Source organism: Corallococcus sp. AB032C (genome assembly GCF_003668935.1).
GTDB lineage: Bacteria > Myxococcota > Myxococcia > Myxococcales > Myxococcaceae > Corallococcus > Corallococcus exiguus.
The window spans coordinates 3,077-29,533 of sequence record NZ_RAWP01000005.1 but is presented as its reverse complement, the minus strand read 5'-3'; the positions used below and the strand labels follow the sequence as shown (position 1 = coordinate 29,533).

Annotated in this window: 1 protein-coding gene; it reads right to left on the bottom strand. The window is 69.7% G+C overall.

From position 1 onward, the window contains the following. Positions 1–255 precede the first annotated feature (255 nt). Positions 256–26,457: a non-ribosomal peptide synthetase gene (locus D7X99_RS03185; RefSeq protein ID WP_121776426.1), complete on the bottom strand. Its 26,202-nt coding sequence runs from the start codon at positions 26,455–26,457 to the stop codon at positions 256–258.

Sequence of the window (26,457 nt, the reverse complement as noted above, 5' to 3'; positions counted from 1 at the left end):
GCTGGTGCCGGATTGACTCCCTGCGCCGCTCTTCCCAAAGAAGCGCGAGGGTGGGTCAAATTCATATGGGTGATATTATTCCGCCTAAGACGCCCCTGTCATGAGGGCGGATAAGCACCCACTCGAATGAATTCGAGTATTTACGGGATTGTTCTGGTTCCCCGAAGCCAGGGAGGCAAGGACGTCAGATGTCCTCCGGAGTGAGACCTGCTCCCAGCGTCTCCTCCCTGGCTCGCTTCACTCCAACCCCCGGGGTCAGCTCCCCGTGGACTGCCGGGGCGCGGTGCCGGAGACCCGCGCGAGCACCTCACGCAGGCGCTCGACGACGGCTCCGAGGTTCGGGTCCTGCATCAGGGCGTGGTGGCCACCGGGGACGTCGTGTACCTCCAGCCCGCCACGCACCAGGGGCTCCCACCCGCGGTGACGCGGGACATCGGCCGCGGCTTCGCTGGCGCTCAGGAGCAGGGCGGTGCCGTCGTACGGCTGGGGCACGTACTTCTCGTGGGCGAAGAGGTTGGCCCGGAAGACGTTGAAGAGGGCACGCAGCTGGGCCGGGCCGGACTGCGCGTCGAGGATGCGCGCCCGGAGTCCTTCCTGCAGCAGGTGGTCCAGCATCACGTCGTCGCCCTGTGCCAGGGCTTCGTCCGGGACGGAGAGCTCCTGACCGAAGGCGGTGGCGGTGGCATGGGCGAAGGCGAGCCTTGCGCGCGTCTCGGAGTCGAGCTGCGTCTCCGCCTGCGCGTGCTTCGTCAGGCCGTGGACGTGGGCGTCGATGAGGGCGAGCAGGTCCACGGCTTCACCGGCCTCGCGCAGGCGACGGGCCATCTCGTAGGCGATGACGCCGCCGAGCGACCAGCCTCCCAGTTGGTAGGGGCCGTGAGGCTGCACGGTGCGGATGGCTTCGATGTAGAGGGTGGCCATCTCCTCGATGGACTCGGCGACGGGCCGTCCGTCGAGGCCACGCGACTGGAGGCCGAAGACGGGAAGTGACGGCCCCAGACGGCGCGCCAGCTCCGAGTACGCGAGGACGTTGCCGCCACCGGGGTGGACGAGGAAAAGAGGTCGCTGGTTGGGCTCTCCGCGCTCCAGCGGGACGAGAGGCGTCCAGTCCTGTGAGTCATCGCGGAGCACCTGGGCGAGCTGCTCGATGGTGGGCTGCTGGAAGAGGACGGAGAGGGGAATCGACTGGCCGAGACGCTCGCGCACGGCGGCGACCATGCGCACGGCGAGCAGGGAGTGGCCGCCCAACTCAAAGAAGCTGGAGCGGACGCCGACGGAGCGGACGCAGAGGAGGTCCTCCCAGATGCGAGCGAGCTGCATTTCAAGCGCGTCGCGAGGCGCGACGAAGTCCCGGGCCTCGATGGCGTGGGCGTCGGGCTCGGGCAGGGCCTTGCGGTCCACCTTGCCGTTGGCATTGAGGGGCAGGGCGTCCAGCACCACGACGGCCGACGGCACCATGTACTCGGGCAGCCGCTGCTTGAGGCCTGCCTTGAGTGAGTCCGCGTCCAGCGGGTGGCCTTCGCTCGCGGTGACGTAGCCGATGAGGCGCTTGTCCGCGTCCGCGCCCCGAGCCACGACGATGGCCTCGTTGACGCCGGTGGAGGAGCGCAGGGCGGCTTCGACTTCGCCCAACTCGATGCGGAAGCCACGCACCTTCACCTGGAAGTCGACGCGGCCCAGGAAGTCGATGGTGCCGTCCTCCCTCCAACGGGCCTGGTCGCCCGTGCGGTAGAGGCGCTCACCCTGAGTGGACGCGAAGGGATGGGGCACGAAGCGCTCCGCGGTCAGCTCGGGGCGATTCAGGTAGCCCCAGGCGAGGCCCTGGCCGCCGACGAACACCTCACCCGCGACGCCCACGGGCACCGGGTGCAGGTGCGAGTCGAGCACGTAGACGGTGGAGTTGGAGAGCGGCCGGCCAATGGGGATGGCGCCTTCCAAGCGCGTGCCGTGCTGCATGGCGAAGGTGGTGGAGAAGGTGGTGTTCTCCGTGGGGCCGTAGCCGTTGATGAAGGTGGTGCCTTCCGAAAGACGCGCGAGGTGCTCGCGAACGCGGGAGGCGGGCAGCACATCTCCACCGGCGAGGACCTGACGCACGCCTGCGAGCGCTTCACCCTGGTGCAGGGCCATCTGCTCGAAGAGAGCGGCGGTGAGCCACAGGGACGTCACGCGGTGGCGGCGCAGCTGGGCGGCCAGTTCCTCCAACGACAGGGAATGCGGTGGCGCGAGGACGAGCTTCGCGCCGTGCAGCAGTGCGCCCCAGATTTCGAGCGTGGAGGCATCGAAGGCAACGGGTGCGAACTGGAGCCAGACTTCGTCGGGCCCGAAGCGCATGAAGGTGCTGCCGAGTACGAGGCGCGTGATGCCCCGGTGAGGCACGCAGACGCCCTTGGGACGGCCCGTGGAGCCCGAGGTGAACATGACGTAGGCCAGGGCTTCGCTGTCCACGCGAACATCAAGCGCATGCGTGGGCTTCGAGGCGATCTCCGCGGACTGGGCGTCCATCCAGACGCGAGTGCCCGTGGCAGGGAGCAACGAAGCGAAGGGCTGGTGCGTGACCACCACTCCGACGTCCGCGTCCTCCAGCAGCATCGCGATGCGTTCCACGGGGGCATTGCGGTCCACGGGGACGAAGGCCGCGCCCACCTTGAGGATGGCGAGGAGCGCCGTCACCAGTTCGAAGGAGCGCTCGACGGCGAGACCCACGCGCGCCCCCGGGGCGATGCCCAGGGCGCGCAGGTGATGAGCCAGTTGGTTCGCGCGCACGTCCAGTTGCCCATACGTCAGCGTCGCGTCGCCCAGCACCAGGGCCACCGCGTCGGGCGTGCTCTGGGCCTGCCGGGCGAAGTGGACGTGGACGGGAACCTCCGTCGGGCTGGTGACGCCCGTGTCGTTCCACTCCACGAGGAGGCGCTGGCGCTCGTCGTTGGAGAGGAGCGGCAGGTGGGCCATGGGCTGCTCGGGCTTCGCGGCCACGGCCTCCAGGAGCGTGCGCAGGTGGCGGGCCATCCGCTCCACGGTGCTCTGCTTGAAGAGGGCGGTGCTGTACTCCAGCGTGCCTCGCAGCCCTTCGGACGTCTCCGTGAAGAAGACGCTCACGTCGAACTTCGACGTCGAGTGGGTGGCCTCCAGCCTTCGCAGCCGGAGGTCCGGCAGATGCACGTCCTCCGTGGGCACGTTCTGGAGCGCGAGCAGCGTCTGGAACAGGGGCGTGTGGCTGAGGCTGCGCGTCGGCTGCAGGACCTCCACCAGCTTTTCGAACGGCACCTCCTGGTGCTCGTAGGCCTCCAGCACCGTGGCGCGCACCTGCTGGAGCAGCGCCTGGAAGGACTGGCCTTCGTCCACCTTCGCGCGCAGGACGAGGGTGTTGACGAAGAAGCCGATGAGGCCCTCCGTCTCCGCGCGCGTGCGGCCCGCGATGGGCGAGCCCACGCTGAGGTCCTGCTGGCCCGTGTAGCGCGACAGCAGGCCCTGCCAGGCCGCGAGCAGCACCATGAAGAGCGAGCCGCCTTCACGGTGGCCCAGGCTCCGCAGGGCTTCCGTCAACTCACGCGACAGGGTGAAGCCGAGGGTCGCACCCGCGGTGCTCCGGACGGCCGGGCGGGGGAAATCGGTGGGCAACTCCAGCACGGCTGGCGCACCGGAGAGCTTCCCCTCCCAGTAGGCCATCTCCTGACGCAGCGTCTCACCCGAAAGCGTGCGGCGCTGCCAGTCCGCGTAGTCCGCGTACTGCACGGAGAGCGCAGGCAGGGGCGACGGCTGTCTCGCGGAGAAGGCCGCGTAGAGGGCAGTGACTTCACGTACGAGCACACCCAGCGACCAGCCGTCAGAGACGATGTGATGCATCGTGACGACGAGGACGTGCTCACGCTCGGAAAGTTTGAAGAGCAGCGTGCGGATGAGCGGACCGGTGCGCAGGTCGAAGGGCCGGCGCATCTCCGCATCCACTCGGTCCCGCATCTCGGGCTCGCGCTGCGCCTCTGGCACGGCCGTGAAGTCCACGAGCCCCAGGGGCACGGGACTGTCGGGGTGGATGCGCTGGACCGGTTCGCCGTTCACCTGGGTGAAGGTGGTGCGCAGGGCGTCGTGTCGGCGCACGACTTCCTGCAGCGCGCGCTCGAGCATGTCCGCGCGCAGGTGGCCCTCCAGCCGGACGGCGACGGGCATGTTGTAGAGAGGGCTGCCCGGCTCGAGCTGATCAATGAGCCACATCCGCTGCTGGGCGAAGGACAGCGGCAGCGGACCGTCATGCGAGACGAGGGTGAGCGGCGAGGTGTTCGTGCGGGTGAGTCCCGAGAGGCGAACCGCGAGCGCTTCCACAGTGGGGGACTCGAAGAGGGCCCGCAGTGGGAGCTCCACGTTGAACCCGGCGCGCACGCGCGACACCACCTGGGTGGCCAGCAGTGAGTGACCGCCCAGTTCGAAGAAGGAATCCGTCACGCCCACCTGGGGCAGGCGCAGGACTCCTGCCCAGATGGTCGCGAGCTGCTCCTCGGTGGGAGTGCGCGGGGCGACGTAGCTGGAGGCGAGTGCGCCGCTCTGGGGCGCGGGCAGGGCCTTGCGGTCCACCTTGCCGTTGGTGTTGAGCGGCAGTGCTTCCAGCACGAGGAGCGCGGAGGGGCGCATGTGCTCGGGCAGGAGCTGCTTGAGCCAGTCCTTGAGGACCTCAGGCGTGGGCGCGGACTCCGTGCCTTCCGGAGGCACCACGTAGGCAACGAGCCGCTTGTCGCTGGGCACATCCTCGCGAGCCAGCACTACTGCGGCGTGCACCTGGGGATGCTTGAGGAGCGCGGCTTCGACTTCACCCAGCTCGATGCGGAAGCCGCGGACCTTCACCTGGAAGTCAGCGCGGCCCAGGTAGTCGAGCATCCCGTCCGCGCGCCAGCGCACCACGTCGCCCGTGCGGTAGAGGCGTGCACCGGGCGTGGAGGAGAATGCATCCGGGATGAAGCGGTCCGCCGTCAGCTCCGGCCGGTTGAGGTAGCCGCGCGCGACGCCCTCACCGCCGATGAAGAGTTCGCCCGCGACGCCCACGGGCACGGGGCGCAACGTGCGGTCGAGCACGTAGACGCGGACGTTGGGCAGGGGCCGCCCAATGGTGGGAGTCGGAGACGCATCGAAGGCGCAGGCAGTGGCGTCGACGGTGCACTCAGTGGGGCCGTAGACGTTGAAGACGCGCGGGCGCGGGGCCTGGGCCAGGTGACGCCAGGTGGCGGGGTCCACGGCTTCACCACCCACGAGGACGCGGTGGGGGATGGCCTTGCGCTCCAGCAGGCCTTCATCCACCAGCAGGCGCAGGTGCGCGGGAGAGCAGTCGAGGACGTCCAGCGCGTCCTGGGCAATCCGGTTGACGAGTTCGCCGACGTCGGCGCGCGCCTCGTCAGGGACGATGCAGAGGGTGTGGCCGTCGAGCACCTGGATGAGCTGCTTGACGGAGGCGTCGAAGGAGAGCGGCGCGTTGACGCTGACGCGCTCCCCGGGCCGGGCGTCCGCGTGCACGGTGGCGGCGAGAGCGACGCGAAGATTGAGCACGGAGCGGTGCTGAATCATCACGCCCTTGGGGCGGCCGGTGCTGCCGGAGGTGTAGATGATGTACGCCAGATGCTCTGGCGTGACCGACGTCACCGGAGCGTCCTGGGACTCAAGAGCGAAATCCGCGGAGTCGGAGTCCAAGCAGAGGGTGTGCGCGGAGTGGGGAGGCAGTGAGTCGCGCAGGCGTTGCTGGGTGAGGACGACGGGAGCGCCGGTGTCCTGGAGGACGTGGGCGAGCCAGTCGCGCGGGTAGCTGGGGTCGATGGGGACGTAGGCGCCACCGGCCTTGAGGGTGCCGAGGATGCCGATGAGGGCCTCCACGGAGCGCTCCACGCAGAGCACGACGCGCACGTCGGGACCAACGCCCAGCTTCACCAGCCGGTGCGCAAGCTGATTGGCGCGGGTGTCCAACTCGCGGAAGGTGAGCTGCTCCTCGCGGCAGATGACGGCCAGCGCGTCAGGCGTGCGGAGTGCCTGGGCGCTGAAGGCGTCATGAATGCAGAGGTCGCGAGGGAACTCAGCGCTGGGGCCGTTCCAATCCACGAGGAGCTGCCGCTGCTCCGGAGCGGTGAGCAGCGGCAGGCTCGCGAGTGTCGCGTCCGGCTGGGCGGCGATGGCCTCCATCAGCACGCCCAGGTGGCCCGCCATGCGCTGCACGGTGGACGCATCGAAGAGGTCCGTGGCGTACGTCAATGTTCCGCCGAAGCCCTGGGGCGACTCCTGCAACGTCAACGTGAGGTCGAACTTGGAGGACCGCGTGTCCACCGGGACGGTCTGGAAGGAGAGTCCAGGGAGTCGGAGCGTCTCCATGGGCGTGTTCTGCAGGGAGAACATCGCTTGGAAGAGCGCGCTGCGGCTCAGGTCTCGCGCGGGCTGGAGGACCTCCACCAGCTTCTCGAAGGGGACGTGCTGGTGCTCGTAGGCCGCGAGCGTCGTGCCGCGCACCTGGGAGAGCAGCTGGCGGAACGAGTCCTGCGGCTCGACGTGGGCGCGCAGGACGAGCGTGTTGACGAAGAAGCCGATGAGGCCCTCGGTCTCCGCCTGGGTGCGGCCTGCGATGGGCGTACCGACGCTGATGTCGTCCTGCGTGGAGTAGCGCGACAGGAGCAGCTGCCAGGCCGCGAGCAACAGCATGAAGGGCGTGGCGCCTTCATCCCGGGCCAGGGCCTTCAGGGACTGGGAGACCTCCAACGGAATGCGCACGTCCACCGTGGCACCGCGGCGGGACTGCACGGGCGGACGCGGGTGGTCCGTGGGCAGGTCCAGCGCGGACGGAGCCTCCGCGAGCTGCTGCTTCCAATAACCCAGCTGCGCGTCCAGGGACTCACCCTGGAGCCAGCCCCGCTGCCACATGGCGAAGTCCGCGTACTGCACGGGCAGTGGCGGGAGGACGGGAGCGCGGCCGGTGCTGAAGGCTTCGTACAAGGCCGCCACTTCCCGGACGAGGACACCCAAGGACCAGCCGTCGGAGACGATGTGGTGCATCGTCACCAGCAACAGGTGCGAGTCCCGTCCCAGCCGCACCAGCGTGCTGCGCAGCAACGGGCCCGTGGAGAGGTCGAAGGCACGCCGGGCTTCCGTGGCCGCCGCGCGCTGGGCCTCCTCCTCACGCAGCGACTCAGGCAGGGACGTCAGGTCGATGACGGGCAGCTCCCAACCGGAGGGAGGCTGGATGCATTGCGACGGCTCTTCGTGCTCGGCGGAGAGCGTGGTGCGCAGCGATTCGTGGCGCTCCACCAGCGCTTCGAAGGCGCGGCGCAACGACTCCAGGTCCACCTGTCCCGTCAGCCGCAGGGCGGTGGGGATGTTGTACGAGATGTCTCCCGGCTGGAGCTGATCCAACAGCCAGAGTCGCTGCTGCGCGAAGGACAGCGGAATGGCGCCTTCGCGCGGCGAGGGCAAAAGCGGAGGTGCACGGAGCGCGGCGGACCGGGCGCCCGCGAGCTTCGGTGCGAGCGCTTCCACGGTGGGGGCTTCAAAGAGGGCCCGCAGTGGCAGCTCTACCTCGAACGTAGTCCGCACTCGCGAGACGAGCTGGGTGGCCAGCAGCGAGTGGCCTCCCATGGCGAAGAAGTCGTCCCGCACACCGACTCGCTCCATGCGGAGGACTTCGGCGAAGAGGGCCGTGAGCCGCTCCTCGGTGAGCGTGCGCGGTGCTTCGTAGGTGCTGCCTGCCTGCTGCGCCTCCGGCTCCGGCAGTGCCTTGCGGTCCACCTTGCCGTTGACGTTGAGGGGCAGGGCGAGAAGGACGACGAAGGCGGCGGGTACCATGTACTCGGGGAGGCCCTGGCGCAGGTGGGCCTTGAGGGCTTCCACCTCCAGCGAGGCCTCGGCCTTGGGCGTGACGTATGCGACGAGGCGCTTGTCGGCGGCCTCACCCTTCGCGACGACGACAACGTCCTTGAGGCCCGGGACGCGGCGGAGCGCGGCTTCGATTTCGCCCAGCTCGATGCGGAAGCCGCGCACCTTCACCTGGAAGTCGATGCGGCCCAGGTACTCCAGGCGCCCGTCGAGGCGGTAACGGACACGGTCGCCCGTGCGGTACATGCGGCCGCCGGGAGGACCGTAGGGTTCCGGAACGAAGCGCTCCGCGGTGAGCTCCGGGCGCAGCAGGTAGCCGCGCGCCTGGCCTTCACCGGCGAGGTACAGCTCGCCTGCGACACCGACGGGCACCGGCTGCAGCGACGCATCCAGCACGTAGGCGCGCGTCGCGGGCAGGGGCCTGCCGATGAGAGGCACTTCGTCACGGCCGACGAGGGACGCGGTGGAGTAGGTGGTGTCCTCGGACGGGCCGTAGAGGTTGAAGAGCTTCTGCACCGTGGGGACGGCGTAGACCTGCTTCGCCAGCGTCTCCGGCAGGGCTTCACCGGCGAGGTTGATGACACGCACGGAAGGAGGCACTGCGCCCAGGCGCAGCAGTTGCGCCATGGCGGAGGGCACGGTGTTGACGAGGGTGACGTGGCCCGCGGTGGACAGCTCCGCCAGGTGCAAGGCGTTGCGAGCCACCACCACCGCACCGCCACTGCTCAACGGAGCGAAGAGTTCGAAGACGGAGAGGTCGAAGTTGAGGCTCGTCGCGGCGAGCGTCCCCTTCAGTTCCTCCGGGGAGAAGGTCTCCAAGGCCCAGTGGAGGAAGGAGACAGCGTTGCCGTGGGAGATGGCGACGCCCTTGGGACGGCCGGTGCTGCCGGAGGTGTAGATGAGGTAGGCGAGGTGGCCAGCGTGGATGTCCACAAGCGGAGACGTCGTCGGCTGCGTGGACAGCTCCGCGTCCGAGTCGAGGCACACCGGCGTGGCGGTGGTCTCCGGCAGCGCCGAGAGCAGATGGGAGTGCGCGACGAGAGCTGGGCCCTGGGCGTCCTCCAGCAGCCAGCCCAAGCGCTCACGCGGGTAGCTGGGATCCAGCGGCACGTAGGCGCCGCCAGCCTTGAGAATGCCGAGGGTGCCAATGAGAAGATCCTCGGTGCGATCAACGCAGAGACCGACACGGACTTCGGGCCCGACGCCCAGTCCGCGCAGACGGTGCGCGAGCTGGTTCGCCTTCGCGTCCAGCTCCCGGTACGTCAGCTGCAGTTCCGGCGTGATGACGGCCAGTGCATCTGGAGTGCGACGCACCTGTGCTTCCACCATCGCAGGGATGCTGGACGCCTGCGGCACCTGCGAGGCAGGTGGGTTCCAATCGATGAGGAGTCGCTGGCGCTCATCATCCGTGAGCAGCGGCAAGTCGCCCAGTCGCGTGTCCGGCTGCTTCGCGATGGCCTCCAGCAACACACCGAAGTGTCCGGCCATGCGCTGGAGGGTCGCGGCATCGAACAGGTCTGTTGCGTAATCCAGCGTGCCGGCGAATCCGTCCCGGTTTTCACGCAGACCGAGGGAGAGATCGAACTTCGCGAAGTGGGCCTCCAGCGGGAGGGTCTGGAAGGACAATCCCGGCAGACGCAGCGCTTCGGTGGGCGTGTTCTGCAGGACGAACATGGCCTGGAACAGCGGGCTGCGGCTCAGGTCGCGCGTGGGCTGCACGGCTTCGACGAGCTTCTCGAAGGGAAGGTGCTGATGGTCGTAGGCCGCGAGCGTCGTGCCTCGCACCTGGGCCAGCAGCTCGCGGAACGTCGCGCGCGGATCCATCTGGGCGCGCAGGACCAGCGTGTTGACGAAGAAGCCGATGAGGCCTTCGGTCTCCGCCTGGGTCCGGCCCGCGATGGGCGAACCCACGCTGATGTCGTCCTGCGCCGAGTAGCGCGACAGGAGCACCTGGAAGGCTGCGAGCAGCAGCATGAAGGGCGTGGCGCGCTCGCGTTGGGCCAGGGCCTTGAGGTCCTCCGAAAGCTGGGTAGGGATGCGCACGTCCACCGTGGCTCCGCGGTGCGACTGCACGGGCGGACGCGGGCGATCCGTGGGCAGCTCCAGCGCGGCGGGTGCCCCGGAGAGCTGCTGCTTCCAGTAACCCAGCTGTGCGTCCAGCGCTTCACCCTGGAGCCACTGGCGCTGCCACATCGCGAAGTCCGCGTACTGCACCGGCAGCGGCGCGAGTGAAGGCGCCTTCCCCTCGCTGAAGGCTTCGTAGAAGGCTGCCAGCTCGCGGACGAGGACACCCATGGACCAGCCGTCGGAGACGATGTGATGCATCGTCACCAGCAGCAGGTGCTCCGCTTCATCCAGCCGCACCAACGTGCTGCGCAGCAGCGGGCCCGTGGCGAGCTGGAAGGAACGATGTGCCTCCGTGGCCGCCGCGCGCCGGGCCTCCTCCTCACGCTGCGATTCAGGGAGGGACGTCAGGTCGATGACGGGCAACTCCCAGCCAGAGGGCGGCTGGATGCATTGCGACGGCTCTTCGTGCGCAGCGGAGAGCGTGGTGCGCAGGGACTCGTGGCGGGCGACGAGTGCCTCGAAGGCCCGGCGCAACGACTCCACGTCCACCTGGCCCGTCAGCCGCAGGGCGGTGGGGATGTTGTACGACGCATCCTCCGGCTGGAGCTGATCCAACAGCCAGAGGCGCTGCTGGGCGAAGGAGAGCGGAATGGCTCCTTCACGCGCGACGGGGCGCAGCGGCGGCGCGCGGAGCGTCGAGGACCGGGCTCCGTCCAGCTTCGGTGCGAGGCCCTCGACAGTCGGTGCTTCGAAGAGGGCTCGCAGGGGCAACTCCACCGCGAAGGTGGCCCGCACGCGTGAGACGAGCTGCGTGGCCAGCAGGGAGTGGCCTCCCAGGGCGAAGAAGTCATCCTGGATGCCCACCCGCTCCACGCGGAGGACTTCGGCGAAGAGGGCCGCGAGCTGCTCTTCGGTTGCATTGCGCGGCGCGACGAAGCCGGCCGAGCGCGACGTGTCTTCCGGCTCGGGCAGGGCCTTGCGGTCCACCTTGCCGTTGACGTTGAGGGGCAGGGCCTCCAGGACCACGAGGGCCGACGGCACCATGTACTCGGGCAGGTGCTGGCGCAGGTGGGCCTTGAGGTCTTCCACCTCCAGGGCGTGCCCTTCGTGCGCGGTGACGTAGCCGACGAGCCGCTTGTCCGTGTCGACACCTCTGACGACGACCACCGCTTCGTTGACGCCTGGCGCCGCGTGCAGGGCGGTCTCGATTTCGCCTGGCTCGATGCGGAAGCCACGCACCTTCACCTGGAAGTCGACGCGGCCCAGGAAGTCGAGCGTGCCGTCCTCCCGCCAGCGGGCCTTGTCGCCCGTGCGGTAGAGCCGCTCGCCGGGAGTGGAATCGAAGGGATGGGGGACGAAGCGCTCCGCGGTCAGGTCGGGGCGGTGCAGGTAGCCCCAGGCGAGGCCCGGGCCACCAACGTACACCTCGCCCGCGACGCCCACGGGCACCGGGTGCAGGTAGGCATCCAGGACGTAGGCGGTGGAGTTGGGAATGGGCCGCCCGATGGACACCGGACCTTCCACCACCGCCCCCCGATGCAACGGCAGCGTGGTGGAGAAGGTCGTGTTCTCCGTCGGGCCGTAGGCGTGCATCAGCGTCGCGTCATCGGGGAGCCGCGCCAGGTGGTCGCGCAAGCGAGCCCAGGGCATCAGCTCACCGCCAGTGAGCAGTTGACTCACGCCCGCGAGCGCTTCGCCCTGGTGCAGGGCCATCTGTTCGAACAACGCGGTCGTGAGGAACAACGCCGACACCCGGTGGCGGCGAAGCTGCGTGGCCAGTTCCTCCAGGGAGAGCGCATGGGGCGGAGCGAGCACGAGCTTCGCGCCATGCAACAGCGCGCCCCACATCTCCAGCGTGGAGGCGTCGAAGGCGACGGGCGCGAACTGGAGCCAGACTTCATCCGGCCCGAAGCGCATGAAGGTGCTGCCGAGCACCAGGCGGGTGATGCCTCGGTGGGGCACGCAGACGCCCTTGGGACGCCCCGTGGAGCCCGAGGTGAACATGACGTAGGCGAGAGACTCTCCCTCCACGGAGACGTCGAGCGCATGCGTGGGGCGTGCGGCGATGACGTCCTGCTGCGCGTCCAGCCAGACGCGAGTGCCGGAAGCGGGCAGCTTGGAGGCGAAGGGCTGGTGGGTGAGGACGACGCCGACGTCCGCGTCCTCCAGCAAGGTGGCGATGCGCTCCACGGGCGCATTGCGATCCACGGGCACGAAGGCGGCGCCAGCCTTGAGGATGGCGAGGATCGCCGTTACCAGCTCGAACGAGCGCTCGATGGCGACGCCGACGCGCGCACCCGGGACGATGCCCAGCGCGCGCAGGTGATGGGCGAGCTGGTTGGCACGGACTTCGAGCTGCGCGTACGTCAGCGTGGCGTCCCCTTGCTCGAGGGCCACGGCGTCAGGAGTGCGCTGGACCTGTCGGGCGAAGTGGATGTGGACGGGCACGTCCGTGGGACTGGCGACGGTGGTGTCGTTCCAGTCCACGAGGATGCGCTGGCGTTCCTCGCGGGAGAGCAGCGTCAGCTCGGCCACGGACTGCTCGGGCCTTGAGGCCACGGCCTCCAGCAGCGTGCGCAGGTGGCTGGACATCCGCTCCACCGTGTCCTGCTTGAACAACGCGGTGCTGTACTCCAGCCACCCGACGAACCCCTGCGCCGAATCCTGCAACGTCAGGGTGAGGTCGAACTTGGCGGAGCGTGCCTCGGCGGCCACCTGCCGGAAGGCGAGGCCCGGGACGCGCAGTTCCTCCGTGGGCGCGTTCTGCAGCGCGAACATCACCTGGAACAGCGGGCTGCGGCTCGCGTCGCGCACGGGCTGCACGGCTTCGACGAGCTTCTCGAAGGGCAGGTGCTGGTGCTCGTAGGCGGCGAGCGTGGTGCCGCGCACCTGGGCCAGCAGCTCGCGGAAGGTCGCCTTCGGCTCCACGCGTGCGCGCAGGACGAGCGTGTTGACGAAGAAGCCGATGAGGCCCTCGGTCTCCGCCTGGGTGCGGCCCGCGATCGGTGAGCCCACGCTGATGTCATCCTGGCCGGCGTAGCGCGACAGGAGGACCTGGTACGCCGCGAGCAGCACCATGAAGGGCGTGGCGCCTTCGCGTCCGGCCAGTGCCTTGAGGGCTTCGGACGTCTCCCTCGGAATCTGGATGGAGAGGGCCGCGCCTTCGTGCGACTGGATGGACGGGCGCGGATGATCCGTCAGCAATTCCAGCGCGGAGGGCGCCCCCGAGAGCTGCTGCTTCCAGTATGCGAGCTGGGTCTCCAGCGTTTCGCCCTGGAGCCACTGGCGCTGCCACGCCGCGAAGTCCGCGTACTGCACGGGCAGCGGTGACAGGTCCGGCGCGATGCCCTGGGTGAAGGCCTCGTAGAACGTCACCAGTTCCCGGACGAGCACGCCCATGGACCAGCCGTCGGAGACGATGTGATGCATCGTCACCAGGAGCAGGTGCTCCTCGGCCGCCAGCCGCACGAGGGCGGTGCGCAGCAGCGGACCCGCTTCCAGATGGAAGGGTTGGTGCGCATCCGCTTCGACCTTGCGCCAGGCTTCGGCTTCACGCTGGGCCTCGGGCAGCGCGGACAGGTCCACGAGCGGCAAGCTCCACGTGGCGGGTGCATGGACGTGCTGGACGGTCTGTCCCTGGTGCTCGCGGAAGGTGGTGCGCAGGGAGTCGTGACGGGTGACCAGCGCTTCGAAGGCGCGGCGCAATGACTCCACGTCCACCTGGCCCGTCAGCCGGAGCGCCGTCGGGAGGTTGTACGACGCATCTCCTGGCGTGAGCTGATCCAGGAACCAGAGGCGCTGCTGGGCGAAGGACAGCGGCCGCGGACCCTCTTCGGCAGTCCGGGTGAGCGGGGGCAGGCGGAGACTCGGCGTCTGGACCTGGAGGCGCTGGGCGAGCGCGGCCACGGTGGGGGCCTCGAAGAGGGCCCGCAGCGGCAGTTCCGTGCGGAAGGCGGCGCGCACGCGGGAGACGAGCTGGGTGGCCAGCAGGGAGTGGCCTCCGAGCGCGAAGAAGTCGTCGTGGATGCCCACGCGCTCCACGCGCAGCACCTGCGTGAAGAGGGCCGCGAGCTGCTCCTCGGCGGCGGTGCGCGGCGCGACGTAGGTGGAGGCGAGCGCGGTGCCCTGGGGCGCGGGAAGGGCTTTGCGGTCCACCTTGCCGTTGGTGTTGAGCGGCAGGGCCTCCAGCACCAGGAAGGTGGAGGGCCGCATGTGCTCCGGCAGGAACTGCTTGAGCCAGTCCTTGAGGACGTCCGCCGTCAGTGCGGAGTCCGTGCCTTCTGTGGGCACCACGTAGGCCACGAGCCGCTTGTCGCCGGGGATGTCCTCGCGCGCCAGCACCACGGCGGCATGCACCTGGGGATGCTTGAGGAGCGTGGACTCGATTTCGCCCAGCTCGATGCGGAAGCCGCGGACCTTCACCTGGAAGTCGGCGCGGCCCAGGTAGTCGAGCATCCCGTTCTCGCGCCAGCGCACCACGTCGCCCGTGCGGTAGAGGCGTGCACCGGGCGTGGAGGTGAAGGCATCCGGAATGAAGCGGTCCGCGGTCAGGTCGGGGCGGTTGAGGTAGCCGCGCGCCACGCCTTCACCGCCGAGGAAGAGCTCCCCCGCGACGCCCACGGGCACCGGGCGCAGGGACTTGTCCAACACGTACGCACGGACGTTGGGCAGGGGCCGGCCAATGGTGGGCGAGGGGGAAGCGTCGAAGGCGCACGCGGTGGCGTCGACGGTGCATTCGGTGGGGCCGTAGACGTTGAAGGCGCGCAGACGCGGGTGCTGGGCCAGGCGGCTCCAGGTGCCGGGATCCACCGCCTCGCCTCCCACCAACGCGCGCTGGGGGAGGGTGTCCTTCTCCAACAGGCCTTCGTCGACCAGCAGGCGCAGGTGCGCGGGAGAGCAGTCGAGGACGTCCAGCGCGTCGTGACCGATGCGCTTCACCAGCTCACCGGCGTCGGCGCGGGCCTCGTCGGGTACGATGCAGAGGGTGTGGCCGTCGAGCACCTGTACGAGCTGCTGGACGGAGGCGTCGAAGGACAGCGGTGCGTTGACGCTGACCCGCTCCGCCGCGCCCCGGCCCTGGTGCACGGTGGTGGACAGCCCCTGCCGCAGGTTCATCACGGAGCGGTGCTGGATCATCACGCCCTTGGGGCGGCCGGTGCTGCCAGAGGTGTAGATGATGTACGCCAGGTGCTCGGAGGACACGGCCACGCCGGGCGCTTCGCGGGACTCGGCCGCGAGCTCCTCCGCATCCGGATCGAGGAGGACGACGTGGGCGGTGTGCTGGGGAAGCACGTCGCGCAGGCGCTGCTGGGTGAGCACCACGGGCGCGCCGGTATCCGTGAGGACGTGGGCGAGCCACTCGCCCGGGTAGCGGAAGTCGAGGGGCACATAGGCGCCGCCGGCTTTGTGGATGCCCAGGATGCCGACGAGGGCCTCCACGGAGCGCTCGACGCACAGCACCACGCGCACGTCGGGCCCGACGCCCAGCTTCACCAGCCGGTGCGCCAGTTGGTTGGAGCGCGCGTCCAGCTCCTGGAAGGTGAGCTGCTGGTCGCGGCAGACGACGGCCAGGGCTTCAGGCGTGCGAAGGGCCTGGGCCGTGAAGGCCTCGTGGAAGCAGGTGTCGCGAGGGAACTCCGCGTCCGTCCTGGTCCAATCGACGAGCAGTTGCTGTCGCTCCGGAGCGGTGAGCAGCGGCAGGCGAGAGAGTGTCGAGCCCGGCTGAGCGGCGATGGCCTCCAGCAGGACGCCGAAGTGGCCCACCATGCGCTGCGCGGTCGATGCGTCGAAGAGATCGCTGCTGTACTCCAGGACGCCCATGAAGCCCTGGGGCGACTCCTGCAGCGTCAGCGTCAGGTCGAACTTCGCCGATGCTGATTCGAGCGGGAGCTGTTCGAACGACAGGCCCGGCACGCTCAGGGCTTCGGTGGGCGCGTTCTGCAAGACGAACATCGCCTGGAAGAGCGCGCTGCGGCTCAGGTCGCGCACGGGCTGCACGGCTTCGACGAGCTTCTCGAAGGGCAGGTGCTGGTGCTCGTAGGCGGCGAGCGTCGTGCCTCGCACCTGGGCCAGCAGCTCGCGGAAGGTGGATTCCGGCTGGACGCGGGCGCGCAACACCAGCGTGTTGATGAAGAAGCCGATGAGGCCTTCGGTCTCCGCCTGCGTGCGGCCGGCGATGGGCGTGCCCACGCTGATGTCGTCCTGTCCGGAGTAGCGCGACAGGAGCACCTGGAAGGCGGCCAGCAGCAGCATGAAGGGGGTAGCGCCTTCACGCTGGGCCAGGACCTTGAGCGCATCGGACACGGGCCGCGCGAGCCGCAAGGGGACCGTTGAACCCCGATGCGACTGCACGGGCGGACGCGGACGGTCCGTGGGCAGCTCCAGCGCGGCGGGAGCACCCGCGAGCTTCTCCTTCCAGTAGGCGAGCTGGGCCTCCAGTGTTTCGCCCTGGAGCCATGCCTGCTGCCAGACGGCGAAGTCCGCGTACTGCACGGGCAACGGCGCGAGGACTGGCACTTGATCCGCGTGGAACGCCGCATAGAGCGCCGTGAGCTCACGAACGAGGACGCCCATGGACCAGCCGTCCGAGACGATGTGGTGCATCGTCACGAGGAGCAGGTGCTCCGCCTCGCCCAGGCGCACCAGGGACGTGCGCAGCAGCGGACCGGCTTCCAGGTCGAAGGGGCGCAGGGCCTCCACGTTCGCGAGGCGCCGCGCCTCTTCTTCCCGCTGGGGCTCGGGCAGTGAGGACACGTCGAGCAGAGGCAGTGTCCACGCCGCGGGCGCGTGGATGTGCTGTGCGGGCTGGCCCTGATGCTGGACGAGCGTGGTGCGCAGCGATTCGTGCCGGGCAACGAGGGCCTCGAACGCACGGCGCAGGGATTCGATGTCCACCTGTCCCTTCAGCCGAAGGGCCGCGGGGATGTTGTACGCGGCGCTGCCGGGCTGGAGTTGATCCAACAGCCACAGGCGCTGCTGGGCGAAGGACAGTGGAGGAGGGCCGTCGTGGGTGGTGCGGGTGAGCGGTGGCAGGCGCGAGCCGGACGTGGCGGTACGCAGGCGCTCAGCGAGTGCGGCGACGGTGGGGGCTTCGAAGAGGGAGCGCAGAGGCAGCTCCGCATCAAAGGTTGCGCGGATGCGAGAGACGAGCTGGGTGGCCAGCAGGGAGTGGCCTCCCAGCGCGAAGAAGTCGTCGTGGATGCCCACGCGCTCCACGCGCAGGACGTGGGCGAAGACGTCCGCGAGCTGCTCCTCGGTGGGATTGCGCGGGGCGACGAAGTCCGCGAGCGGCGAAGCGTCCGGGACGGGGAGGGCCTTGCGATCCACCTTGCCGTTGGCGTTGAGAGGCAACGCCTCCAGGGGGACGAAGGCGGTGGGCACCATGTACTCAGGCAGGTGCTGCTTGAGGTGGGCGCGGAGGACGGAGACCTCGAGGGCCTCGCCCACGACGTAGGCGACGAGGCGCTTGTCACCGGGGACGTCCTCACGAGCGAGGACGACGGCTTCGCGCACGGAAGCGTGAGTGAGGAGGGAGGCTTCGATTTCGCCCAGCTCGATGCGGAAGCCGCGGACCTTCACCTGGAAGTCGAGCCGCTGGAGGTAGTCCAGTTGGCCATCGGCACGCCAGCGCACGACGTCGCCCGTGCGGTAGAGGCGGGCACCCGGCGTGGAGGAGAAGGGGTGCGGGATGAAGCGCTCAGCACTGAGGGCCGGCTGGCCCAGATAGCCCCAGGCAAGGCCTTCACTGGCGAGGAAGAGCTCACCGGGGACACCCAAGGGCACCGGCTGCAAGTGGGCGTCGAGGACGTAGGTGCGGGTGTTGGCGATGGGCCGGCCGATGGGAGGCCGCGTGCCGTCGTCGCGCATGACGGGGGTGAAGGTGGCGACGACGGTGCTCTCGGTGGGCCCGTAGTGGTTGAAGAGGGCGGCGGGCACCGAAGGAGGTGGCCCGTGGTGCAGGGCATCGCCGCCGGTCAGCAGAGCGCGCAGGGCGATAGGGCGGGGCCACTCCTCGCGCAGCACGGCCTCGGCCAGGGGCGTCGGCATGAAGCAGGTGGTGATGGCTTCGCGGGCCAGCCATTGCAACAGTTGGGACGGCTCCGCACGCACGGCGTCGGGCGGGACGACGAGGCTGGCGCCAGAGGCGAGGGAAGGCCACACCTCCCAGGTGGAAGCGTCGAAGGCGACGCCCGCGGTGAGTGCGGTGGAGTCCTGGGGAGACAGCGAATAGGTGCGCTGGTGCCAGGAGACGAGGTTCATCAACGCGCGGTGGTGGACGGCGACGCCCTTGGGCCGTCCGGTGCTGCCGGAGGTGTAGATGACGTAGGCCAAATCCTCCGGGCCCACGGGCGCCACCGGCAGCGGTTGCTGGTAGGCCGACGTCTCCGCTTCAAGCGCGAGGACGCGAGCAGAGAGGGAGGGCAGCGAGTCGCGCAGGTGCTGCTGGGTGAGGAGGACAGATGCACCGCAGTCCTCCAGCATGAAGGCCAGACGCTCCGGCGGGACACCGGGAGAGACGGGGACGTAGGCGGCGCCCACCTTGAGGGCGGCCAGCAAGCCCGCCACCAACTCCAGAGAGCGCTCGGCGAGGACGGCGACGCGGCTGCCACGGGAGACACCGGCCGCGTGCAGTTGGACGGCAAGGCCATGGGCCCAGGCGTCGAGGCCCGCGTAGCTGATGCTTCGCTCCCCCATGCGCACGGCGACAGCCTCAGGCGTACGTCGAGCGTGCTCCGCGACGACGTGGTGGATGCAGGTGTCGCGCGGGAAGGCGACGTCCGTCTCGTTCCATTCAACGAGGAGATGCTTCCGTTCCTCCGCCGTCATCACCTCCAGCGTGGACACGCGAGTGTCGGGCTGGGCGGCGAGAGAGGAGAGAAGGACGCCGAAGTGGCCCATGAGGCGTTGGGCGGTGGAGGCGTCGAAGAGGTCGGAGCTGTACTCGAGGAAGCCGGTGAGGCCCTGAGGCACCTCGAAGAGGGTGAGGGCCAAATCGAAGCGGGAGGAGTTGCCCTCCAGGGGGATGGGCTGGAAGGCCATGCCCGGCACGCGCAGGGCTTCTGCGGGTGCGTTCTGCAGGACGAGCATGACTTGGAAGAGCGGGCTGCGGCTCAAGTCACGAGAGGGCTGGAGGACCTCCACCAGCTTCTCGAAGGGGACGTGCTGGTGCTCGTAGGCCCCGAGCGTGGTGGCCTTCACCTGGGCCAGCAACTGGCGGAAGGTCGATTGAGGCTGGACCTGCGTGCGCAGGACGAGGGTGTTGACGAAGAATCCGATGAGGCTTTCGGCCTCGGAGTGGGTACGGCCGGCGATGGGGGAGCCGACGCTGATGTCGTCCTGGCCGGAGTAGCGCGACAGCAGCAGCTGGAAGGCGGAGAGCAGCAGCATGAAGGGTGTGGCGCCTTCACGCTGGGCGAGGCTGCGCAGCGAGTCCGTCAGCTGCGAAGGGAAGTGCACGGGCACCGTGGCGCCGCGACGTGACTGCACGGCCGGACGAGGCCGGTCCGTGGGCAGCTCCAGTGCGGCGGGGGCACCCGTCAGCTGGCGCTTCCAGTATCCGAGCTGTGACTCCAGCGTCTCGCCCTGGAGCCACTGGCGCTGCCAGAGGGCGAAGTCCGCGTATTGCACGGGCATCGGTGCGAGCGACGGCTCACGGCCCGCGGAGAATGCGGCGTAGCTCGTGGCCAACTCCTTCACGAGGACGCCCATGGACCAGCCGTCGGAGACGATGTGGTGCATCGTCACGAGGAGGACGTGCGTCTCTTCAGCCAATCGCAGGAGGGCGGTGCGCAGCAGCGGTCCATGGACGAGATGGAAGGGCTGCCGGGCTTCCAGAGTGGCAAGCCGCAGCGTCTCCGCTTCGCGAGCGGGCTCCTCGAGGGACGAGAGGTCCTGCACGGGGAGCGCCCAGGCGGCTGGGGCATGGATGCGCTGGAGGGGCTGGCCCTCTTCTTCAAAGAAGGTGGTGCGCAGCGCTTCGTGCCGCGCCACGAGCGCCTCGAGGGCGCGGCGCAGGGCCTCGACGTCCAGGCGGCCCAGGAGGCGCAGCGCGACGGGGAGGTTGTAGGAGGCGTCATCCGGCGCCAGTTGGTCGAGGAACCAGAGACGCTGCTGCGCGAAGGAGAGAGGCTGGGGACCTTCGGTGCGAACACGCGTGAGTGGAGGCAGGCGCGTACCGGTAGAGACGCGCTGCAACTTCTCCGCGAGTGTCGCGATGGTGGGGGCTTCGAAGAGGGCTCGGAGGGGCAGCTCCACGTCGAACGCGGCACGCACTCGGGCCACCAACTGCGTGGCGAGCAGGGAGTGGCCACCCAGCTCGAAGAAGTTGTCCGTGCGGCCGACAGTGGGCACGCGAAGCACTTCGCTCCACAGGGCCGCGAGCTTCTCCTCCAGCGGTGTCGCCGGGGCCTCGTAGGCGTGCGAAGCCCGGAGCACGCTCGCATCCGGAGCAGGGAGCGCCTTGCGGTCCACCTTGCCGTTGGACGTCAGGGGCAGCGTCTCCAGGGAGACGAAGGCCGCGGGCACCATGTACTCAGGCAGGTGCTGCTTGAGGTGCGCGCGGAGGGCCGTGACGTCGAGCGCCTCACCCACGACGTAGGCGACAAGTCGCTTGTCACCCGGAGCATCCTCGCGCGCGAGGACGACGGCGTCCTTCACGGAGGGGGCTGCGCGTAGGGCGTTCTCGACTTCGCCCAGCTCGATGCGGAAGCCGCGCACCTTCACCTGCGCGTCGATGCGGCCGACGAAGTCCAGCTGTCCGTCAGCGCGCCAGCGCACCACGTCGCCCGTGCGGTAGAGGCGAGCCCCTTCCTCACCGGAGAATGCGTCCGGCACGAAGCGCTCGGCGGTGAGTCCCGGGCGTCCCGCATAGCCTCGCGCCACGCCGACGCCACCGATGTGCAACTCACCGCGCACGCCCACGGGCACCGGCTGGCCGTGCGGGTCCAGCACGTAGACGCGTACGTTCGCCAGCGGCTTGCCGATGGACGGCACGTTTCCATCCGCCACCACCTCACCGAAGGTGGCGATGACGGTGGCTTCGGTGGGGCCGTAGGTGTTGAGCAGTCGCCGTCCCGGGGCCCAACGCGCGACGACATCCGCCGGCAAGGCCTCACCGCCAGAGATGACGGTGCGCACCTTGGGCAGTCCCTCGGAGGAGGTGGCTGCCAGTGCCGCGGGAGTGAGGCTGACGACACTCAACTCCTGCTCACGCAGCAGCACGGGCAGCGGCGCGCCCGGCATCAGCTTCTCCAGCGGCGCGAGCACCAGCGTGGCGCCGTTGCAGAGCGTGGTGAAAATCTCCTCCACGGAGAGGTCGAAGCTGAGGCTGGCGAACTGCAACACGCGGCTGCCGGGGCCGATGCCGTAGGCGACCGCCTCGTGGGTGACGAGGTTGGCGACGCTGCGGTGCTCCACTGCCGTGCCCTTGGGCGTACCCGTGCTGCCTGAGGTGTAGAGCAGGTACGCCATGTTCGCGGGCGTCACGCCCGTTACGGGCGCATCCGTCGGTTCAGCGGCGAGAGCACCGCGCTCCGTATCCAGGCAGAGCGCGCGCGCATGCAGCGCTTCGGGGAAGCGGCCCACCAGTGGCTGCTGGGTGACGAGCACCTGCGCCGCGCTGTCCTCCAGCATGAAGGCCAATCGCTCACGAGGCAGGAGCGGATCCACGGGCACCCAGGCACCACCGGCCTTCAGGATGCCCAGCAGACCGATGGCGATATCGAGGGAGCGTTCGACACTGAGTGCAACGCGGACCTCGGGGCCCACGCCACGACGGCGAAGGGCATGGGCGAGCTGATTGGCGCGCGCATCCAACTGCGCGTACGTCAGCTGCGTCCCCTCGAACACAGCAGCCAGTGCCTCCTGCGCGCGTCGCACCTGCTCCTCGAAGAGCGAATGCATGCACGCTTCGGGGAACGGCGCCCGCGTCGCATTCCACTCCACCAGCACCTGCTGGCGCTCCTCTCCCGCGAGCAACTGCACCGACGACAGGCGGCGGTCCGGATGCGCGACGAAGCCCTCCATGAGCAGCCGCAGGTGCCGCATCATCCGCACGACGGTCGACCTGTCGAAGAGGTCGGTGTCGTATTCCAACTCTCCCGTGAAACCCTTCTCGGTCCTCGACAGGGAGAGCGTGAGGTCGAACTTCGCGGAGGCGCCCATGCGCTCCTCGACCTGCACCTTCACGCCCGCGAGCGAGAGGTCCACCTCCGGGATGTTCTGCATGAGGAACAGCACGTTGAACAACGGCGACCCGCGCAGGTCGCGCATCGGCTGGAGCTGTTCGAACGGCAGGTTCTGGTTCGCGAGCACCCCCAGCGTGGTGGTGCGCACCCGGCTCAGCAGCTCCCGCACCGTGGGCTCGCCGCCCATCCGGGTGCGGAGCACGAGCGTGTTGATGAAGTACCCGAGCAGCCCTTCCAGTTCCGCGTCGTTGCGGCCCGCCACGGAGGACCCCACGCTCACGTCGTCCTGGCCGGAGTAGCGGCCAATCAGCACCTGGAGCGCGGCGAGCAGGAACATGAAGGGCGTGAGGCCCTCGCGCGTGCAGAGCGCCTCCACGGCGCGCGACAACTCCAGGGGGAAGGCGACCGGCAACAGGGCGCCAGGATGCGCCCCTCGTGGACCGCGGGGACGATCCGTGGGCAGCTCCAGCACGGACGGCATTCCGTCAATCTCGCGGCGCCACCAGGCGATCTGCCTTTCCAGCTCCGCGCCCGACAGCCACTGGCGCTGCCACACCGCGAAGTCCGCGTACTGGAAGGGCAGCACCGGCAGCACCGGCTTCGCACCCGCGACGAAGGCACGGTAGGCCTCCGACAGCTCCCGCATGAGGACGCTCATGGACCAGCCGTCGAACACGGCGTGGTGGATGGTCAGCAGCACCAGGTGCTCGTGCACATCCAGCACCAGCACCGACGCGCGCAGCAGCGGCCCCAACTCCAGATTGAAGGGGTGGCGCACCTCGGCTTCCGTGTGGCGCAGCACCTCCGCCTCGCGCTGCTCCGGAGACAGGGCTCGCAGGTCCACCACCGGCAGCGCCAGCGGCTCGGGCGGCGCGATGACCTGCACGGGCACGTCCTCGGTCGGCTGGAAGGTGGTGCGCAGCGCTTCGTGCCGGTGCACCACCAGCTCCAGCGCCAGGCGCAGGGCCTCCAGGTTCAGCGCCCCGGTCAGCCGCAGCGAGAACGGCATGTTGTACGCGGCCGAGCCCGGGTCGAACTGCTCCATCACCCAGATGCGCTGCTGCGCGAAGGACGTGGGCAGGTTTTGCGTGCGCGGCACCGGCACCACCGGAGGCGGACCGGCGAAGCGCGCATCCTTCGCCGAGGCCGCGATGCGCACCGCCAGCTCCGCCACGGAGGGGGATTCGAACAGCGCCTGCAGGGGCAGGTCCACCTGGTACGCCGTGCGCAACCGCGATGTCAGCCGCGTGGCCAGCAGCGAGTGTCCTCCCAGCTCGAAGAAGCTGTCGGTGGCGCCCACCCGTGGCACCTGGAGGAGCGACGCGTAGAGTTCCGCGACCTGGGCCTCCATCGGCGTGCGCGGCGCGACGAACTCGCGTGCTGCTTCCGTGGACACGTCCGGCGCGGGCAGCGCCTTGCGGTCCACCTTTCCGTTGGGCGTCAGGGGCATCGCGTCCAGCACGACCAGCGCGGACGGCACCATGTACTCAGGCAGCCGCTCCTTCATGAGCGCGCGCAGCGCCTGGGATTCCAGCGTCTGTCCGGGCCGCGCCACCACGTAGCCCACGAGGCGCGCGTCGGCGCCGTTGCCTCGCACCACCACGGCGGCGTCGCGTACGCCCGGGGCCTGGCTCAGCACCGCTTCAATCTCTCCCAGCTCGATGCGGTAGCCGCGCAGCTTCACCTGGTTGTCGACGCGGTTGAGGTACTCCAGCACGCCGTGGGCGGCCCACCGCACTCGGTCTCCCGTGCGGTACACGCGCAGGCCCGGCACTCCGCCGTACGCGTCCGGGATGAAGCGCTCCGCCGTTTGGTCCGGCCGGTGGAGGTAGCCCCGGGTGACGCCCTCGCCGCCGATGAACAGCTCGCCCGGCACGCCGCGCGGCACCGGGTTCAACCCGCTGTCCAGCACGTACACCTGCGTGCCGGAGATGGGCCGGCCAATCGGCACGCTGCCCGTGCCTGACGCCACTGCGTGCGCGGTGGACCACACCGTCGTCTCCGTGGGGCCGTACACGTTCCACAGCACGCGGCAGCGCTGGAGCAGCGACTCGGCCAGCTCTCGCGGCAGGGCCTCGCCGCCGGTGAGGGCCGTCAGCTCCGGGCCTCGCCAGTCCGTCTCCAGGAGCAGCCGCCAGGTGCTGGGCGTGGCCTGAAGCACCGTCGCCCCGCACTGCCGCAGCAGCCCCGCCAGCCGAGAACCGTCCACGGCGATGTCCCGCGACGCGATGACGACCTGCCCGCCCACCGACAACGGCAGGAACAGCTCCAGCACCGCGATGTCGAACGACAGCGTGGTGACGGCCACCAGCACGTCCTTCGAGGACATGCCCGTCGCCTCCCGCAATGCCGCCAGGAAGCGCGCCACCGTGCAGTGAGGCACCTGCACGCCCTTGGGACGCCCGGTGCTTCCGGAGGTGAAGAGGACGTACGACACGGCCTCCGGTGGCACCGCGTCGCGCAGCGGTGCGCCGTCCTCCGCCGCGATGGCCTCCGCGTCCCCGTCCAACGACACCACGCGCGCCGAATGCGGCGGCAGGATGGACGCCAGCGAGCGCTGCGACACCAGCACCGGCATCCCGCTCGTCTCCACCATGTACGCCAGGCGGTCCGGGGGGAACGCTGGATCCAGCGGCACGTAGGTGCCCCCGGCCTTCAGCACGGCGAGCACCGCCACCAGCATGTCGAGCGAGCGCTCCACGCACAGGCCCACCCGCACCTCCGTGCCCACGCCCAGCCGGCGCAGGTGGCGCGCCAGCCGCGAGGCCCGTGCCTCCAGCTGCGCGTACGTGAGCGACTGGTCCCCGAACGTGGCGGCGACCGCGTCCGGAGTGAGGTCCGCCTGCGCTTCGAAGGCGCCGTGCTGCGTGCTCCACGGCAGCGGGGCAGGGCGGGGCGGCTGCCAGGCGAGGAGCACCTCGTGGCGCTCGGCGTCGGTGAGCAGCGGCAGGCGGGAGACGGCCTCGTGGGGGCGGCGGACGGCGCCCTCCAGCAGCACGCGCAGGTGCTCCGCCATGCGCGCCAGGGTGGGCGCGGTGAAGAGGTCGGTGTCGTATTCGAGGAAGCCCTTGAGGCCCGCTTCCGTCTCCAGCACCTGGAGCATCAGGTCGAACTTCGACGTGAGCGTGTCCAGCTCCATCGCCTCCAGCCTCACGCCCTCCACGGACGCCGCGCCGCGGAAGGAGGCCTGGAGCGTGAGCATCACCTGGAAGAACGGCGTGCGCCCCTGCGTGCGCTCCGGACGCAGCTCCTCCACCAGCCGCTCGAAGGGGAACTCCTGGTGCTCATGGGCCGCGAGGACCGTCTCCCGCACCTGGTGCAGCAGCGCGCGGAAGGACGCGGAGGGCTCCACCTGCGTGCGCATCACCACCGTGTTGACGAACAGGCCGATGAGGCCCTCCACCTCGCCGCGCGTGCGGCCCGCCACCGGCGAGCCCACCGTCACGTCCTCCTGCCCCGCGTAGCGCGACAGCAGCACCTGCCAGCCCGTCAGCAGCACCATGAAGAGCGAGGCGCCCTCCTGCTGCGCCAGCGCCCGCAGCGCCTCCGTCAGCTCGCGCGACAGCAGGAGCTCATGCCGTGCACCCCGGCCACTGCGGGCCGCGGGGCGGGGCAGGTCCGTGGGGAGCTCCAGCGCGGAGGGCACTCCGGCCAGCTGCCGCTTCCAGTAGTCGAGTTGCTTCTCCAGCCGGGGGCCCTGCATCCACTCGCGCTGCCAGACGCCGAAGTCCGCGTACTGCACACCCAGCGGAGGCAGGGGCACGGCCTGTCCTCGCGCGAAGGCTCCGTAGTGGAGCGCCACCTCGCGCACCAGCAGCGTCATGGACCAACCGTCGGAGACGATGTGGTGCACCACCACCACGAGCAGGTGCTCCCTGGGCGCGGACGTCAGCAGCAGCGCGCGCAGCAGCGGGCCCTTCGCGAGGTCGAAGGGCCGGGCCGCGGCTTCACGCGCCAGGCGCCACGCTGCTTCCGGTGGCGAGCCGGTGAAGTCGTGATGCTCCAGCGCGAGCGCCGGCTCCGGAGACACCACCTGCACGGGGCCGGACTCGTCCTCGCGGAAGGTCGTGCGCAGCACTTCGTGTCGGCGCACCACTTCGCGCAGCGCGCGCTCCAGCGCGGCCACGTCGAGCGCGCCCTCCAGGCGCACCGCCATGGGCACGTTGTAGAGGGACGTGCCGGGCTGCAGCTGATCAATGAACCACAGTCGTTGCTGAGCGAAGGACAGGGGCAGCGGGCGCGTGCGGTCCTGTGCCGGGATGAGGCCTTGGACGGAGTTGCCGGCGACGGCCTTCTGCGCGGCCATCTTCCTGAGCAGCTCTGCGCGCTTCTCCGGTGAGAGGTTCGCGATCCGCTTCGACAGATCCTGGCTCAT